The organism is Saliphagus sp. LR7 (assembly GCF_003344565.1).
GTDB lineage: Archaea > Halobacteriota > Halobacteria > Halobacteriales > Natrialbaceae > Saliphagus > Saliphagus infecundisoli.
Map to the genome: position 1 here is coordinate 44,730 of NZ_QPND01000020.1, position 17,159 is coordinate 61,888.

The 17,159-nt window shown below is 53.8% G+C and carries 10 protein-coding genes and 2 pseudogenes; 7 read left to right on the top strand and 5 right to left on the bottom strand.

The features are described from left to right. Nucleotides 1-121 precede the first annotated feature (121 nt). The 5 genes from DVH23_RS19165 to DVH23_RS19185 all read left to right on the top strand — a co-directional run bounded on the left by DVH23_RS19165 (nt 122) and on the right by DVH23_RS19185 (nt 6,527). Nucleotides 122-1,426, top strand: a complete 1,305-nt coding sequence (locus DVH23_RS19165) for an aspartate aminotransferase family protein (RefSeq protein WP_114579012.1) — start codon at nt 122-124, stop codon at nt 1,424-1,426. Between the two features lie 857 nt (nt 1,427-2,283). Then, nucleotides 2,284-3,327: a Gfo/Idh/MocA family protein gene (locus DVH23_RS19170; protein WP_157972504.1), complete on the top strand. Its 1,044-nt coding sequence runs from the start codon at nt 2,284-2,286 to the stop codon at nt 3,325-3,327. 416 nt (nt 3,328-3,743) lie between these two features. Further along, nucleotides 3,744-4,913 (top strand): sialidase family protein, encoded by a 1,170-nt coding sequence (locus tag DVH23_RS19175; RefSeq protein ID WP_114579014.1) that lies wholly within the window; start codon nt 3,744-3,746, stop codon nt 4,911-4,913. Between the two features lie 217 nt (nt 4,914-5,130). Further along, the gene (locus DVH23_RS19180) at nt 5,131-5,349 is read left to right on the top strand and encodes a M81 family metallopeptidase (protein WP_114579015.1); all 219 of its coding nucleotides are present in this window, start codon (nt 5,131-5,133) and stop codon (nt 5,347-5,349) included. 185 nt (nt 5,350-5,534) lie between these two features. Continuing rightward, on the top strand, nt 5,535-6,527 hold the full coding sequence (locus DVH23_RS19185) for a C-terminal binding protein (protein WP_114579016.1): 993 nt from the start codon (nt 5,535-5,537) through the stop codon (nt 6,525-6,527). Between the two features lie 305 nt (nt 6,528-6,832). Here the strand turns inward: DVH23_RS19185 and DVH23_RS19190 are convergent, their stop codons facing one another. From DVH23_RS19190 to DVH23_RS19210, 4 genes and pseudogenes are all read right to left on the bottom strand, one after another. After that, on the bottom strand, nt 6,833-9,001 hold the full coding sequence (locus DVH23_RS19190) for an ABC transporter ATP-binding protein (protein WP_114579017.1): 2,169 nt from the start codon (nt 8,999-9,001) through the stop codon (nt 6,833-6,835). Nucleotides 9,002-9,262: 261 nt separating this feature from the next. Further along, nucleotides 9,263-9,937: pseudogene (locus DVH23_RS19195) on the bottom strand (IS5/IS1182 family transposase); the annotation flags it as partial. 394 nt (nt 9,938-10,331) lie between these two features. Then, nucleotides 10,332-10,706 (bottom strand): RidA family protein, encoded by a 375-nt coding sequence (locus tag DVH23_RS19205; protein ID WP_114579018.1) that lies wholly within the window; start codon nt 10,704-10,706, stop codon nt 10,332-10,334. Between the two features lie 58 nt (nt 10,707-10,764). Continuing rightward, a pseudogene (locus tag DVH23_RS19210) lies at nt 10,765-11,398 on the bottom strand (IS6 family transposase). A 104-nt stretch (nt 11,399-11,502) separates the two neighbouring features. Between DVH23_RS19210 and DVH23_RS19215 the strand changes: the two are divergent. Further along, nucleotides 11,503-12,552 carry a Gfo/Idh/MocA family protein gene (locus tag DVH23_RS19215; protein WP_114579019.1) on the top strand — a complete coding sequence of 350 codons (1,050 nt, stop codon included), beginning with the start codon at nt 11,503-11,505 and terminating at the stop codon, nt 12,550-12,552. A gap of 256 nt (nt 12,553-12,808) precedes the next feature. Here DVH23_RS19215 and DVH23_RS19220 read toward each other — a convergent pair whose 3' ends face one another. Continuing rightward, nucleotides 12,809-14,116, bottom strand: coding sequence for an ArgE/DapE family deacylase (locus DVH23_RS19220; RefSeq protein WP_114579023.1), 1,308 nt, complete (start codon nt 14,114-14,116; stop codon nt 12,809-12,811). Nucleotides 14,117-14,809: 693 nt separating this feature from the next. Between DVH23_RS19220 and DVH23_RS19230 the strand changes: the two genes are divergently transcribed. Beyond that, nucleotides 14,810-16,468, top strand: coding sequence for an acyl-CoA synthetase (locus DVH23_RS19230; RefSeq protein ID WP_114579020.1), 1,659 nt, complete (start codon nt 14,810-14,812; stop codon nt 16,466-16,468). Nucleotides 16,469-17,159: the final 691 nt, after the last annotated feature.

Sequence of the window (17,159 nt, forward strand, 5' to 3'; positions counted from 1 at the left end):
CTTGACAAACAAACCTAGCCCGCTCCGAGTAATGACAACATTTGAAACTTTGACTAGCTCGCTTGGTGGCGACGTGTTTTTTGCGATAGACTTATGTATCTAGGACGAGGTGCCATATATTATGCCGAATGAGAGACGGATCTCCTCTAACGAACTGGCAAACTGCGCAAAAGACGTCATCCCTGGGGGTGTAAACAGTTATGCGAGGAAATTCGAGAGGGAAATCAATTTCGACCGCGGACAAGGATCGAAAATATACGACTTGGACGGCAACGAATATGTGGATTATCTTAACGCTTGGGGTGCGATTCTGTTAGGTCATTGTGATTCGGAAGTAAACGAAGCGGTTACCACTACTCTAGCGGAGCAGGACCTTTACGGGTACGGAACGACGGAGTTAGAGGTAGAAGTAGCCAAAGAAATCGTGAAGCACGTTCCCTCTGCCGAAAAAGTGTTATTTGGCGTCACCGGTTCAGAGGTAGTTGCTCGGGCTATCACCCTGGCTCGCGCGGTGACGGGCGGAAAAAAGGTAATCAAATTCCAAGGGACGTATCACGGATGGTATGATTCGGTGGCGATGAATCACTTATCGGAGCCAGAGAAATTAGGTACTCGCGATGTATTTACAGAGGGTTTGTTAGAACAAACCGTAGCGGAGACGATCATTCTTCCATTTAACGACCTCAACGCAGTTCAAGAAACTGTCAAAGAACACAGTGATGAACTCGCCGGTATTATCCTCGAACCGGTGGCACACAATATGGGATGCGTACTCCCGGCCGATGGATTTCTTGACGGACTCAGGCGGATCTGCGACGAGAACGGAATTCTCCTTATTTTTGATGAGATTATCACTGGATTTCGACATGATATGGGGGGAGTACAACAATTAGAGGGAGTTATCCCGGATCTTACTACGCTTGGCAAGGGAATTGCGAACGGGTATCCGCTATCGGTACTTTGTGGGAAGGAAAAGTATATGGACCGCTTCCAGACGAAGGACGGTGGCGACGTTTCGTTCGGCGGGACGTACAACTCACATGCGGCATCCATGGCTGCCGCAAAGACGAGTATGCAAGCGCTCCAAGAGCGTGATTTCCACAAAGTAGGGGTTGAACGGCGTGATCGGATCTGCGACGCGTTCGAAGACCTCTTCGAGGATTACGGAGTGGTCGCCACCGTCAAAAGATACGGAACGGTGTTCCTTACGTATTTCATGGAACCACCGATTCAGACTTATCAGGACGTGCTGCGCAACGACGACGAAAAATATCACGCTTATCGACAGATGATGATCGACGAGGGCATTCTCATGGTACCGAAACCCCTTCGCCGAAATTATCTTCTCGAACGTCATACGACGGAAGACGTCGAACGAACGATCGAGGCCGCAAAACCCGCGATTGCATCTATTAAAGACGACTGAGGATCGAGGTGAGCAGGAATTCTTTCGATGAAGCGTGGCCACAGCCGTTTGAGAACTCCCAACGGATGTGGCCATTCGACCGGACGGTCGAAATCCTAAACCATGGAGTGACGGTTCCGGGGCGGTCGATCGGCTTCTACGTGTTGACGAGAGACAACGTTCAAAAAGAAGGTGGTTAAAGAGACGACCGTATAGGCACTCGAAGAGATCCACGAGCAGGATCCGGTTGGGTGGACTCTGCTCATGGCGGATAACTATAGCACTCAACATGATCTTTATCACACAGGATCGGACCGACGAACTCGGTATTGACTTCGTCTTCATCTCACCATACTCGCCGACGTTGAATGCGATCGAACCGCTCGGGAAAGACCTGTGAGGCGATGCATTATCTGAGGCAGGGAGGTTTCTGTGCGCACAGCGGTTGCCTCTTCACTTCTCTCGAAAGTACCCTTGATAAGACGCCGCCGTCTCGCGGTTCGTCTCCTAACTAAAGACGGATGGCGCCCTGGGGGTCACTTTTCGCCACTTCGTCGAAATAGTGAGAGCGGACGGTTCGTCTTTCACGATATGAATGGGAAGTGTTCTATATAATAGAACTCCTTCGTTCGAGGCGTTGTGAGAATATAGATATGAATAGATCGGCCCTTGATCTCAAGGCAGGCTTTACAAGCATATGTTTGTAATGTTACTCGATATTTCGATCCATATGATCTACTGAAGTAGAGGTTCTAATAATTAGAACTACTTTCACATTTCCCAGGTGAGAAGGGTTTCAGACGACACTCCTATGAGTACACCTCTGAGTTTATAGTCCAAAGAATCATATTCATGGGGTGGTTATCATTACCGGGACAATGGCCTATACAGCCGGATTGATCGGACTGAGTGGTATCGGCACCCGCCATTATGACGCTTTCAAACACACCGACGGGATCGAGCTGGTAGCGATTGCTGACATTGATACGGGACTCCTCGAGGCGAGGGCTGATGAGTGGGGAATCGCGGAAGTACATCGGTACGAGAAACATCGCGAACTACTCGCTTCGGAAGATTTGGACGTCGTCTCTATCGCGACTCCGTCTTTCCTCCATCACCGACACGTGCTCGACACAGTGGAGTCGAACGCCGATCCTGACGTGATCTGGAGTGAAAAACCGATCGCTGTTAATGTCACTGAGGCGCATGAGATGGTCGACGTCTGTGAAGATGCCGGCGTCGAACTCGTCATCGATCACATGAGGCGTTTCCACAAACCGTACCGGAAACTTCAACGACTCATCAACGACGATGGACTCATTGGCAAGGTCCAGTCTGTCCATATACAAAATCCTGAAGAGTTGCTACGGAACGGGACTCACTCAATCGATTTGCTTACAATGCTGCTTGACGAGAGGGCCCAGCTGGTGTTCGGACATCTGAAAGAGCAGTCCGGAAGTGGTATGTCCCTCGATGAGTGGGATGATCGAGCGGGTGGTGGGATCATCGTTACTGAGAGTGGAACATACGTAAACGCCGATTTTACGACTGCCAGATCCGTTGCATCGGGAGGATGGCTCATCGTTGGCGATCGTGGTAAAATTGAGTTCAACGAGGGACGAAACGAGTTGGATTATTGGACGCTAGTCGATAGCGACGACGGGAGCTATGGGACAGAACACGTCGAAACAGATTTGCCAGATTTGAACGGTGACTTGAACGACTACGAGGCCATGTTCCGTGGCGGCGGCAGTCATATTGTCGATCTTCTGAACGACGACGAGCCAAACCGTTCACCGGGCCGTACAGCTACCCATGTTCTCGAGATTATTGTCGGCCTATTCATATCTAACTACACGGGCTCCGCAATCGATCTTCCTCTTGATCGACCCCTGGAAGACGTAACTGTTCAATCTCGATAGTCGGGGAGACTTGTTCAACATGAACTCCAGGCAGGATTAATCGATTGAACCGAAACGCAGCACAAACATCATATATGCGCCGGAATTCAAGATAATCAATAGTTGACATCAAGGCCGGAGAATGTATTGGATAATCCAACGCCCACATGTCGATCCATATGTATGTTATAAACCAAAAATATTATTATACTGATATTCACCAAAATTATCCCTCAATGTTTTCGATAACTACCAATAGTTATTTCAACTCCAATGTGAACGTATAACGTGCCACGGTACAATCGGGTACTGTGACGAGTGAGTCATATGAGCGAAAGCCCACTAGACACTAAGCAACCGGAAGAATCACCCCGCAACCTCAACGATCCATACATCGAATTGTCAAGTATTGGTGTACGAAATCGGAGGGCGACCTGATGATCCCGCTGAACCGTCGGTTGTTCATCGGTGCAGCAGCAGCACTGGGCGCTAGCGGGTCGGCAACTGCCAAGACCTCGGGACCGCAGAACAGTGGCGGCCAGCAGTCCGGACAGAAGGGCGAAAAAGGCTGGCCACAGCAGGGTTACCAGCTCCCGCCACAGCGGCTAGAAGATACCGACACCTACGACAATGAGCCCAACATCACTGTCCTAAAGAACAATAAACTCCTGTTAATTTACCGACGTTCCCCGACCGACGGTGGTGGCCACGTGCACAACGACGGCTACATCGCAGCCCGTATTAGTAATGACTGGGGCGAGTCTTGGTCAGACGAGATCGTCGTCGCAGACGACGCAGACTACGACACGCGGAACCAGTCGGTGATCTACGATCAGGAAAGTGGCCGCGTGATCGTCCATTATCGCCTGTACGACGCCGACACCGGCGGTGGACACGGCGAATTCTACAGGACGAGCGAAAACAGCGGGCGCAGGTGGTCCGACCCGATGGAGGTCAATCTGGAGTACATCGCTGAGGCGCCAGCGATCAATGCGCCGTTCGGGGGTTACACTCACACCTCGAACGGGCTGATGACCCAGTGGTACGGCTTCGACGAGGAAGGGAACTACGGTGTCGTCGAGGCGCTGTTCAGCACAGACGGCGGACAGACTTGGGGAAACAACGTCCTCGTCGGCGATTCGACCGATGTCGACGGACGAGTGCTGACGGAGCCAGTTCCGGCCAGATACACCGACAAGAAGCTCTGGACGTTTGGCCGCGACAACACGACCGCCGACATGTTCGCGATCCAGAGCGAGGACGGCGGGATGACGTGGGGCGACCCCGTATACTTCAACCCGACCAACATGGAGGATCCAACGCCGGCGTGGTTCAAGCGCACCAATGCAAACGAACTCACGGTTATCTGGGGTGACAGGACCAACGACGCGGTCCACGTCATCGACGCCAGTGCCCGTATGGCCTGGCAGGATCCGGCGTTGCTGGAGGAGGAACCGGTGAGCAAACTTGCGGTACAGATGTCCGATATCGAGGCCGACTTCGGCTACGTCACCTTTGCCAAAACGGGCGAGGACCGCCGACACACCCTGGTCACGTTCTACGATGAGGACGAGGCGCCAAACATCTGGTTGATGTCGCTGGACTGACCTGCCTTCATGGGGGGTTCGGTCTGCGACGACCCTCCACCGTCTCGCTGGACAAAGTCTTATTATCGCGAGCGGAGGTGGTGGAGGTGAGAGCGTAGGTACAGTCGTCTGTGACGCCTTCGGGTTCGAGACGAACAACTTCGTCGAGCAGGTTGCGGACCGAACTGGCTTCCAAAACCGGTGGGAACCCTTTGGGACGGACCTTGAATGACACCTCGTGACACCGAGAAGCAGATCGACGGGGTCCCTCAACGCCGCGGACCGCGACGACATTGATCTCGACCACATCGTCGCAGAGACCGCCATGTCAAGTGGGCCGGTCGAGGAGGAAACCTACGAGTTCCACGTGGGCACCATTTTTGATGGCATCCGGAAGATCCTGCCCGATGTCGAGGGGGTCAGGCTTTCACTCCACGGTGCGATGGTTCCCAAGTAAACCTCCGATGGGAGAGAGCTCGTCGATCGCATGCCAAAGTGGATCGCTATCGAGATCCTCGCTGTGACAATTCCGGCCGGTCACGTGGTCTCCGTGAGCAGTCCTTTCATAAAATGTTCGTTATTTGAACACCCAATTCGAGGGATTTAAGACTGCTCCTGTAGTAAAACTCATCGGAGTCAACAATGTCAGGAAGAGTTCTTGCTACCGAGATCGTATTCCCCAGCTTCAATCCCGAGCGTAAGGTCTTTGCCGAAGCGGGAATCGAGATGATCGCCACGGGGGCTGGCTCTACTGGTGAGATCCTGGACGCAGCTGAGAAGACCGACGTGGACGCAATTCTGACAGCAACCCACATCTCAATATCTGAGGAAGTGTTCGAGCAAATCGAAGGTCTTCAGGTCGTCTCCTCGTACGGAATTGGGGTGGATCATATCGATCTTGACAGTGCTACTAAGTACGGTGTACCGGTTACGAACGTTCCCGACTACAGTATTGAAGAGGTTTCGAGCCATGCGATCTCGTTACTACTGAATTGTGCACGTTCAGTGAGTCAGTACGACAAGCAAGTGGGTGACGGCGGGTGGGACTGGGAAACACAACGTCCATTACGACGGCTTCGAGGACAGACACTCGGCGTCGTCGCCTTCGGGAAAATCCCAAGACGACTCGTAGAGAAACTGGACGGATTCAGCTTTGATGTAGTTTCGTACGACCCCGACGTTTCCGAATCGAAGATGGCAGAGTACGGAGTTGAAAAGGTTTGTTTCGATGAACTCCTGTCTCGATCTGATTTGATCACGTCGCACGTTCCGCTAAACGAAGAATCGTACCATATGTTTGATATCGATGCGTTTAAAACTATGAAGGATGACGCTATTTTCGTCAATACGTCACGCGGTCAAGTTATCGACGAATCTGCACTCTACAAAGCTCTCGAAGAGGATGAAATCGCCTGTGCGGGTGTCGACGTAATGGAGAATGAGCCACCCGACGGATCTCCGTTGGTCGACCAACAAAACATCATCATAACTCCCCACGCTGCCTGGTACTCGGAACAGTCGATGGAGGAGTTACAACGGAAAGCTGCGGAAGAAATCGTGAAAGTACTCCAAGGAGAGGCCCCTAGATACCTAGTCAATACGGAGCTCACGAAGGATACCACTGTCGACGTTTGATGTAGCTTTCCCGACCCGGTGCTCTTCACTGTCTCCCAATTTATGCTGGTTCTTGTCGTCGAATCACTATACTCACCGTGGCTGGAACGGCTACGGCCAACGCTCAATTGTAGGGTGAACCACACGTAGTTGCCACCCGTTTCGATAGATTGGTTCGAAACGGGCGGTTACCGACTCTATAGGATAGCATCGTCAGTAGAAGCTCGCAGCACGTCTACTTCATAACTATCATGGATGCATAGAGGACACCCATAATTGGTACTTTCGTCAACAACTCCGATGAGAGGTCCGTTTAGATCGTGTTCTTAGTCTGTTTCAACGATCGACTTGCTCTCCCAGTATTCGTGATCTTCCTTCGTCCTGAAACAGGCAACTTTCTGTGCGCCATGCTCGCTATATAGATCCGGCTCAACTTCCGTGCATATTTCCCGCGCCTCCGGGCACCGCGTATGGAATTGACAGCCCGACGGCGGATTTATCGGGTCGGGAACGTCAATCGTCCGGAGCGGTAGCTCTTCTTCAGGGGGTGTGTAATTCAGTTGTGGAGTAGCCCAGCAGAGTGCCTTTGTATATGGATGTTGTGGGTTGTTGATAATCTGCTCTGGAGACCCGATTTCGACCAGCTTTCCGAGGTACATAATCCCGATTCGGCCATTGGATTTTTCAGTTATGTACCTGGCATTGGACAGGTCATGTGAAATAAATATATATGAGGTGTTTATCTCTGATTGGAGATTGAGCATAAGGTCCATCATCTCGACCCGTAGAGAGACGTCCAGCGCGCTCACCGCTTCGTCGGCGAGGATGACGTCCGGATTCACCAATAACGACTGTATTAGGGCGACCCGCTGTTTTTCGCCACCACTGAGCTGGTGGGGATATCGCCGGCTATAATCTTTTACCGGTGTCATTCCGACTTTCTCAAGCATCGCGAGGATTCTTGCTCGTCGATCTTCAGGCCCAAGATCTGGGTACCATTTGATTAGTGCTTCACTCAGGATCGACTGGATTTTCCGATATGGATTCAATGAGCTGCCCGGATCCTGATGTATGATCTGTAATGCCTTTCGCACGTTTCCGTCCATGAGGTCTCCTTTGTCCGCCCATATATCCTTTCCGCGGTATTTGACTGTTCCACCTGTTGGACGTTGTAATCCAACAGCGGTTTTGCCAAGCGTTGTCTTTCCACATCCGCTTTCGCCGACCAGTGCGATAACTTCGTCTTCGTAGATTTCCAGATCGACACCGTCGACAGCTCTCACTATATTTGGGTCTGAAAATATCCGCTCGATAATTCCGGAACTCTCCTTGAAGTGGACTTCGACATCGTCCAGCGACATGATGATGTCATCCTCTTCTCGGGAGACGTCCGAGTATCCTTCCTCGGATACGTCATCCATCCCGTTGCGTTCTCGATTGCTGTTCTCACCTGACTGCAAGCTAAAGGGTACCGCATCTGCGGATTGTTCCCAGTGAAAACACGCGGCTCGATGGGATCGAGATATTTCTTCATACCCCGGGTCTTCGCTTTCACAGAGACCATCTGCTAACGGGCACCTGGGGTGGTACGAACAGCCCGATGGGATATTAACCGGGTCGGGACTCGACCCTTCGATCGGTTCCATGTCCTCAACTTCCGTCTCAAGATTAGGTGTCGAATTCAACAACGACCGAGTGTATGGATGTGACGCGTTTTCCAGTACTTCCTTGGTTGTCCCCAGCTCAACAAACTCAAAGGCGTACATTATCGCCATTCGATCTGATAGCTCCGCGATGAGTGGTAAATCGTGTGTAATGAAGATTAGAGTGAGGTTATACTTTTCCTTTAACTCGCGTAGAAGAGTTAAAATCGATCGTTGCATCAGTAAATCAAGTGCCGCCGTCGGTTCATCCAGCACCAGAACAGGGGGTTCGAGAACTAGGCTTAGAGCGATGAGTGTTCGTTGTTTCATGCCACCGCTCAGTTCGTGTGTGTAGGAGCGAAATATTCGATCGGGATCGAGATAAAGATCGGATAGTATTTCACGGGCTCGATCTAATCCTTCCTCAACGTTATAATCATGCGCTTTTAGCGTTTCTTTGAAGTGTTTCTCAATAGTTATCGTCGGGTTGAATGAATTCATCGCCCCCTGAAACACCATAGAAATTTCTTCCCATCTAAATTTCTTTAGATCTTTGTCATCCAGTCCGAGTACATCAATCTTATCACCTGATTCAGAAAAATACGTGATCTCCCCGGACGTTCTCCCCGGCCGAACGACGGCGTCAAGAAGCGCCGATGCAAACATCGATTTTCCGGATCCGCTTTCGCCAACGACCCCTAAAATTTCTTCTCGGTTAATATCGGCGCTCACATTATCCAACACCTTCGACGTTCCTCTCTCCATACCAAACTTCACATCTACATTGCGAATTTCGAGAATGTGGTCAGTTTCCTGGCTTGTTGAAGATTGCCCGGTGGATTCCACTGCCATAATAACTGGATAAATAATGTTATTGTGGGTGCTTAAACCTTGTGACTACATGGGGGGTGCTGTCTGGTGAGGTGGTGGACAGTCACTTACGGAGGGCTTCACCCGGCGACTGAGGGCCGCCAGTAGTCAGGTGTTCGGAAGGTACATGAGCGATCGATGTCGGTCGGTTAACTACAGCGATAGCTGGGAAGAAAATTGGGGATGGCTGATCATCTTCCTTCTCGAAGACGCTGACCATCATTCCTAATCTTCACTGAGGAAAGCGTGATCGTACGGCGCGAAGACGCGGTGCTTGATGAGCGGTCTGACGTCTTCAGCCGTAGCTTTTCGCGGAAGCTCATGTCGTCGTAGCCTTTGTCGGCAGCGAGACTGAGCAGGTCGCCCTGCGGAACGCAGGCGACCTGCGGGCCGATGTTCGTACCGTTTAGCCACTTCGCACTACAATGGACATCGATAACCGCGCCCTGCGCGGTATCGACGGAGAAATGTCGTTTGTACGGTCTGTACGTCCCGACCACATCGTTTGAGATAGTGGCTCGAGGCCTGTTGGCGGTCGAAGTAGGTGCCGTCGATGGCAGCGTGACCGTTCTGGTCGAGCAGTTCCGACGAGAGTCGGAGCAGCTCTCGTCAGATGCACATCGGCGCCCGGTCGAAGGATTTGCAGAGCGCAGATGGGCCAGGGAACTCGCCGCGCTCGTCCTCGAGCGCGGATCGTACCCGCTCCAATTCTTCGGCCCAATCGATAACCTCGACATGTGTCGCTTCCATGTGAACACGGAAAAAGTGCAAGACGGCGTGCTTCCAGCCGACAACTCCGTTGCCGGCAGGATGACTGACCTGCATCACCGCAGCATCAGTAAGTTTTCGTGCGATCGAGACAGCCTGTTTAACGAAGCGGAAGAGGACTTTTTGCACAACTGGCTTCTTCCGCTTCATCTCTGTCGTTCTATCGACTTATCCCGACGCAGTCTGTGGATTCAATAGATCCGATTGGAATCAACTCAAATACCTCCAGAGCAAGAATCTTGAGTTGACTGTTCGTAATGAACTCGTTCAAATCTGTGAGTACTTATTTGAGTTATGGAAGGTTCATCAGATGTGTATCTGGACGGTGGATGGATCAAGTGACTGATTCATTCACTTCCTTTGCTATTACGCGTCAGTTAGTAGGCTCTGAGCCAGAGTGGACAATTAGTGATGATACACTGTAATTTCGCCAGCATCTTCGTGGACGTACTCCCATCGTGATCTCCTCGGGGTTGTAGACGGTCCTGCGTGACTCAACGCTTCTACTGGGCTCCAGAAAGAACGATCGCGTTGGAAGGGGCGCCTACACTTGGGCGACTGCCTCAATCTCGACGAGGATGTCCGCCGCCAGGTCCGACACCTCGATAACGCTCCGGGCCGGATACGGTTCGCTCATGCGCTTACGGTACACCTCGTTTAGCCGATCGAAATCATTGATGTCGACCAGGAAGACAGTGGTCTTGAGTACGTCGTCCAGGGAGGCACCGACCGAGTTGAGGACTGCCGTAACGTTATCAAGCGTCTGGTCTGTCTGCTCGCCGATGTCGTCACCGACGACATCCCCTGTCTGCATGTCGAACGGGACCTGTCCGGAGATGAATAGGAGGTCCTCGTGGACGATGCCGTGGGAAAGCGGTACGTCGATGTCGGGTGTCTTGTCCGGAGTGATCGGTCGCATGCGCTCGTAGTTCAGCCGAAACAGGTAATAAACGTTGTCCCGTCCCCGTCGATAGTGATTATTTTGGAAAGTTTGGCCAGTAAACAAAGCCCTGTGACCAGTTTTTGGCTGTTCGTGAGATGACGTGACTGAAGCAGTTCGATACGACGACGTTCGTCTCTTTAGCTCTCGAAAAATGTGTTCGTCAATGTTTCGATTTCCTTGGCCAGGTCTCTGAAATCGGAGTCAGCTCGTTGAAGCGCTATTGAAGGTATTGAGCACCATCAACAAGAAATACGGCGGTTTTCGACATCGTGCTTTTCTCGCAGTTCGCGAAGGACTATTTCGGTGAGAGCGGTGGTAGTGGGCGAAAAGAGACGAACGTGAAGCAGGTGGTTCGTTTGTGGGTCAGCGGCGGCGTACAGCTAGAATTACTGGTCATTGATATGAATCACTGTTTCGTCAACCGAGATCTGATTTGGAGTGTTCCCGGATTCTGGCTGTAGATCGGCTTTCTGGATCCAATCATGGATCGCTTTCCGCGACCATTGAACACCCAAGTCTTCGAGTAATTCGGCAGTATTCAACAGCGAGAGCCCCGAACCGTCCGATTGAAAACTCAACGCCATCGCTGGCTTAGGTGTCCGCTCTCACTCCTCAAACCCCAAATCGAGCCAGTTTCTCTTCCCACTGAGACGGCTGATTTCTGGTATGGCCACCAAGAAATCCGTCCGCCACACTTTTCACATTTAACTAAACACGACCCCCCGTCGAGGGTAAAGATTTAATCGCTGGCCACCGCTCCGCTAAACGGACCATGTCTACGACAGTTGGATTCATCGGGCTGGCTAACCCTCACGCAATGATGTACCTTGAGAGTCTCCAAGAACTCCCCACCGAGGTCACCTGCGCATGCGAACTGAATGAGAGCGTCAACGCCGAGGACTTCCCGGGGCTCGACGGCGCGCCGATTTACGACGACATCGAGGAACTGTTCACTAGTGAGGCCGTCGACGCAGTGTGGATGTCACTCCCGAACCAGGACACGCCGCCAGCTATCGAACTTGCCGCAGAGTACGGCGTCGACGTTTACGCCGAGAAGACCCTGGCCCGGACCGCAGCCGAACTTGAGCCTGCGATAGACGCGGCCGAGACCGCCGGGATCACCGTCGTCGCGGGCTACCAGAACCGCGCTAATGCTGTCACTCGCGAGATGCGTTCCCGGGTCATCGAGGGATTCTTCGGCGATCTCCGCGCGGTCGAGGCCCGCATGATCACCTCCCAGCTCGGCCGATTTCGAGATGCTTCGCAGTACTCCTATCGGGTCGATTCGAGTCGCGGCGGCATCCTTCAGTGGCTAGGTTGTCACACGATCGATATGCTGCGGTTCATGCTAGACGAACCGGCCGCGCGAGTCAACGCCCAGGTGGAGTACGGTGCCGATGGCGTCGAGGTTGAGGACGGGGCGACCGTCCAGTTCGAACTGGCCGAGTCGGGAGCGCTCGGCACCCTCCAGGCCGGCTATTATGATCGGGAGTACGACACGTATATCGGCATCCACGGTTCAGAGGGGCGGGCAGCGTGGTCAGGGAGCGACACGCCCGCCGACCGAGACGTCCTCGAACTCGACTCCTACACCAAGTGGCCAGTCGCCCCCCGACGGACGATTGATTACGACTATGATGACTCCATGGGGTACGGGGGAACCATCGGTCTCGATTACATGGCGAACTTCCTCAACACTGTCGAGGGCCGAGACTCGGATCCCAGTCTCAACGCGACGATCCACGATTCACTGGCTGTTCTTCGATTCCTGGACGCCGTCTACGAATCGGCCGAAACCGATGAATGGGTCGCCCTCGAGTGAGTGCTTCACACGCCGCCAACGAATTATAGCCCGGACACGTAGAGTCGTGTGTATATCAGACAGGCTTAACGTCGTCTTCGGCTGTTTTCAACGCAGAGAACGTTTCTTCAATCGAGGTCTTCTCGTTCCAGTGGTGAAGAAACAGATATCGATAGCTGTGGTCCGGGCAGGACATTTTCCAAAAGCCACGTTACAGTGCAGTTTTGATCGAGGGGGACCGGCACCAGTACCCTCACGGACCTGCGGAGCCCCTCTCTTATGGCTCCTCGGCGACGCCGCAGTAGTCGATAACCGTGTCCGCGATTGTCTTGGACGTTTCTAGGAGGGAGTCGACAGTGACGAATTCGTCGGCACCGTGAATGTCGGTGGCCTCGGGGCCGACCGACGTCGCCGGGATATCGTAGTATCGCTTGTAGTATCTTGTGTCGTTTCCGGCGCTTCCGCCGTAGAAAACACCGTTGCGTCCGGTGACCCACTCGGCGTTTTTCATCGCAGTCTGGAGCAACACCTCCGAGGGATCGACCTCGTGAGGGTCGGCCTGCAGCCCGAAGAACTCCAGCTCTGGGGGGTGATCACTGAGCCACTCGTCCTCCTCGGCGACGCGGTCTATAGTTTCGACCAGTTCGCCGATGACCTCTTCGGGTTCCTCGCCTGGTGGCCAGCCCAGCCGCCCCTTCATGACGACCTCTCCCGGGATGATGGCCGGCCAGTCAGCAGCCTGGATAATACCAATGTTCAGGTTAGTCTCGTGCCCTCGCATCTGTGGGTCGAGCCGATAGGCCGGTTCGTATTCGATCCGAGCCTTACGCTTGGCGTCAAGTTCGCGCAGGGCTTCGTATACCTTCATCGCCTTGTCAAGGCCATTGACTCCCTGGTACCCGAAGCCGACGTGGGCGCTCTTCCCACGGACCGTTATTTGGAAGTACCGGACCCCGGCGCTCGCCATCCCCAGATTCGGAACTCCCAATGGCTCCGGAATAATCGCCCCGTCGGGAAGATACCCTCGCATCAACGCCGATAGGAGGCCCCCGACGCCGCCGTCCTCCTCTTCGATAGTACTTTGGAGGTACAAATCGCCCTCCAGTTTGATGTCGAGCTGTCTGAGACTCTCGACAGCGTGAACGAACGCCACGGTTCCACCCTTCATGTCGCCGGCACCGCGGCCGTACAGGCATCCATCCTCGTGTGTTAGTTCGAACGGGTCGTGTTCCCACTCTGATTCGGTTACCGGCACAACATCCATGTGACCGCTCAGCGCCAACGTCGGCCCTTCACCGGCTCCTTTGATGGTTGCGACAACATTCGGCCGGTCCTCGTAGCCGACCTCTTGGTACGCTTGTGTCTCGAAAAACGCCTCATGTTGCCTGAGTTGCTCGGCGTCGGGCGTCCACACATCGGACTCCAATCCCATCTCGTCGAACTTCTCGATGATGACCTCCTGACCCGGACGCTCATTTCCGATGACCGTCATCTCGCCGACAAGATCCTCAAGCAGGCCTACCATGTCCTCAACATTAGCCTCAATGTGGGAGTTCACCTGGCGTTTTAGCTGCTCGTGTTCCATGATCATACTATTCTCTCTCCCTTTTAGTATTATCGTGTTGCAGCAATCCTCCGAGGAACCCAAATTCAATACAAAATTTATTAATTAATATCCCTGAAATGACTGGAGTGTTCGCCTGACGGTGCCGTCCGTGGGAATCGGGAAATACCAGATTAGCTGACATGACCAACGTCTTCTTTCCTGGGTGTGAATATGCTCAATACGCTGGTCGTGATCGGAAATAGTGCGTTCTCCAGTGTTATCTCTGTGATCGTTCCTGAACATGGAATTCCATGGGCCGATGAACAGGCGTATCTGTTTACCAGTTGAGCCATATCTGGGAAGCGTGATTTGTGACCTCCTCTTGAAAAACGTCCGCATTGTCGACGGGACGGGAGCACCATGGTTTCACGGCAGCGTCGGGATACGTGATGGACGGATCGTAGCAGTAAATCGGAAACTCTCAAGCGAAGGAGATTATTGATGGTCTCTTTCGTGTGGTTTTAGTATACACCCACTGATCTGAGGCCGTATCAGAGAACCGATCTGCCTACCTAATTCCGATCAAAATGTGCACGTCTGAACTGTATCAACAATCTCTTACTGATGAGTGTACCTATTTTATCGATAACGGTGGTTTTTCAGGTAGCAGTGTTTCCATAGGTGAAGTACTGAACCTATACTTTCATCACCAAGTTAGACTTAGAGGGTAGTATGCCTTGGCACATCACGCTTGACTACGATACCTACAAAGAGGCTCGCAAAGAATTCGAGTGGGACTTTCCCGACGGTTACAATATCGCACGAGACTGCCTTCGAAAGCACGACGACCGCGACAAGCCGGCGCTTTACCAGGCCTACCCGGACGGCCGGCGGGAGACCTACACCTTCCGCGAAATGGACAAACTCTCGGCGCAGGTCGCGCACGGGTTAGTCGAGCGTGGCGTCGGTCGCGGCGACCGCGTAGCAGTGATCGTCCCGCAGAAGCCAGCGAACCCGCTGATGCACCTAGCCTGCTGGAAACTGGGAGTTATCTCGCTCCCACTCTCGGTCCTGTTCGGCCCCGACGCTCTTCAGTATCGGCTCAAGGACAGCGGGGCGAGCGTGGCCGTCGCCGACGAGTCGGTACTCGAGAGCGTCACCAGGGTGCGCGAGGACTGCCCCGACCTGGAGCACATCGTCGCCGTTGACGCGGGCGACCATCCTAAGGGGACCGAGCCATTTAGCGCCCTCTACGAGGGTCAGCCGACGGACGTCGATGTTGCCGAGACCGACGAAGGCACGCCTGCCATTATTCTCTATACCAGCGGGTCGACCGGCCCGCCGAAGGGTGTCCTCCACGGGCACGGCGTCTGGGTTGGCCACTGTCCCGCCTTCTACATGTACTTCGAGCGGGACATCTTTGAGTCAATGTTTTGGACGCCCGCCGACTGGGCCTGGATCGGGGCGCTCGGCGACCTCGTCTTCCCTGCCTGGCACTACGGTCGCCCGGTGGTGGGATACCCGATGGGGAGCTTCGACGCCGAGACAGCCTTCGAGTTGTTCGAGGAGTTCGGCGTCACAGATACGTTCCTCCCGCCAACGGCCATCCGGGTGATGATGGCCGTAGAGGAGCCGACCGACCGTTACGACCTCGCCGTCAAGACCATCTGCTCGGGCGGTGAGCCGCTGACGCCTGAAATCCTCGAGTGGGCCCGCGAGCAGTTGGAGGGCGTGGCGATCAACGAACTCTACGGGCAGACCGAGGCGAACCTGCTCGTGACGAACTGCCGGAGGCAGTTCTCGGTCCGGGCCGGCAGCATGGGCAAGCCCGTCCCCGGACACGACGTGGCCATTGTCGATCAGAAAACCGGCGAGCGGCTCAGCGACGACGAGGGGGGGATGATCGCAGTTCGTCGCGACGGCGATCCAGTGGTCTTCCAGGAGTACTGGAACCAGCCCGAGAAGACCGCCGAAGCGAGCCTGACCGGTCCAGACGGCGTCGAGTGGCATCTCACGGGAGATCTCGGGTACAGGGACGAGGACGGGTACTTCTGGTTTAAGGCCCGCGACGACGACGTCATCATCACCGCAGGGTACCGCGTCGGGCCGGGCGAAATCGAGAGTGCGATCCTCGAATACCCGGCTGTCGAACAGGTCGGCGTGATCGGCGTCCCAGACGAGACCCGCGGAGAGATCATCAAGGCGTTCGTCCAGCTCGTCGCGGGCGTGACCGGCGACGACACCCTGTGCGAGGAGATACGGAATATCGTGAGCGAGAACCTGGCTAAACACGAGTACCCCCGCGAGATTGAGTTCGTCGATACCCTGCCGACGACGACAACTGGGAAGATTCAGCGGCGGAAGTTGCGGGAACAGGAACTAAAACCTTGAGTAGCGAGAAAGACCATCACAACGGCTAGCACCGTCCTAAGTTTATTCTGCCTATTAGAATTTCTCAGAAACATGAATCCTGCCCGAGTCTCAGAACAGAGATACACTAAGCGGTTTACGCTTGAGACGGTACTATAGGATTGGCAGAGATACTCGTAGATTCGGGGGTGAGTTGAGCGTTGACAGAGCTGTCGAGAGGTACTCTTTGACCTCGTTGCGCGTTAGAAATAGCGGTTGGCTTGACCGTCTCTGAGTTGCCCCCAGAAGTTTTCAGCGGCTTCATCTCCGTCGAATGCGACGGCAAGGGCTCCTGAAGCACATGACCCGATATTGAAAGCTAATTTATATCTTCACTCCAGAATCAACCTCTTAGGGCATGATAACAAGGTGACCGACACCACCCCGAGTCCATCTTGCGTTCAACATGCCTTGTTGAATCGCAAGACTGCGTCGAGGTAAGGACGCTCGTTCAGACGTTCACGGCGTTAGAGACGGGATATCGGGATCAGAAGATGCAGTAGCGGTCGCTACTGATGCGTGTTGAAGGGTCAGAACTATGGTATCTTGGTCTCTTGGTTCGGTGACGGCGGCGATGCCTCTCCCGGATACGTCCGGAGAAAGAGAGCAGGCGGCGAGCCCTAACTCGCCGCCTGCGTGAGGTTATGCACGATACACTTCCGAGTGAGCTCCC

Bases quoted from the DNA above. Each gene is read 5' to 3' on its own strand.
- DVH23_RS19165 (WP_114579012.1), top strand. From the start codon at position 122: ATGCCGAATGAGAGACGGATCTCCTCTAACGAACTGGCAAACTGCGCA.
- DVH23_RS19170 (WP_157972504.1), top strand. From the start codon at position 2,284: ATGGCCTATACAGCCGGATTGATCGGACTGAGTGGTATCGGCACCCGC.
- DVH23_RS19175 (WP_114579014.1), top strand. From the start codon at position 3,744: ATGATCCCGCTGAACCGTCGGTTGTTCATCGGTGCAGCAGCAGCACTG.
- DVH23_RS19185 (WP_114579016.1), top strand. From the start codon at position 5,535: ATGTCAGGAAGAGTTCTTGCTACCGAGATCGTATTCCCCAGCTTCAAT.
- DVH23_RS19190 (WP_114579017.1), bottom strand. From the start codon at position 9,001: ATGGCAGTGGAATCCACCGGGCAATCTTCAACAAGCCAGGAAACTGAC.
- DVH23_RS19205 (WP_114579018.1), bottom strand. From the start codon at position 10,706: ATGCGACCGATCACTCCGGACAAGACACCCGACATCGACGTACCGCTT.
- DVH23_RS19215 (WP_114579019.1), top strand. From the start codon at position 11,503: ATGTCTACGACAGTTGGATTCATCGGGCTGGCTAACCCTCACGCAATG.
- DVH23_RS19220 (WP_114579023.1), bottom strand. From the start codon at position 14,116: ATGGAACACGAGCAGCTAAAACGCCAGGTGAACTCCCACATTGAGGCT.
- DVH23_RS19230 (WP_114579020.1), top strand. From the start codon at position 14,810: ATGCCTTGGCACATCACGCTTGACTACGATACCTACAAAGAGGCTCGC.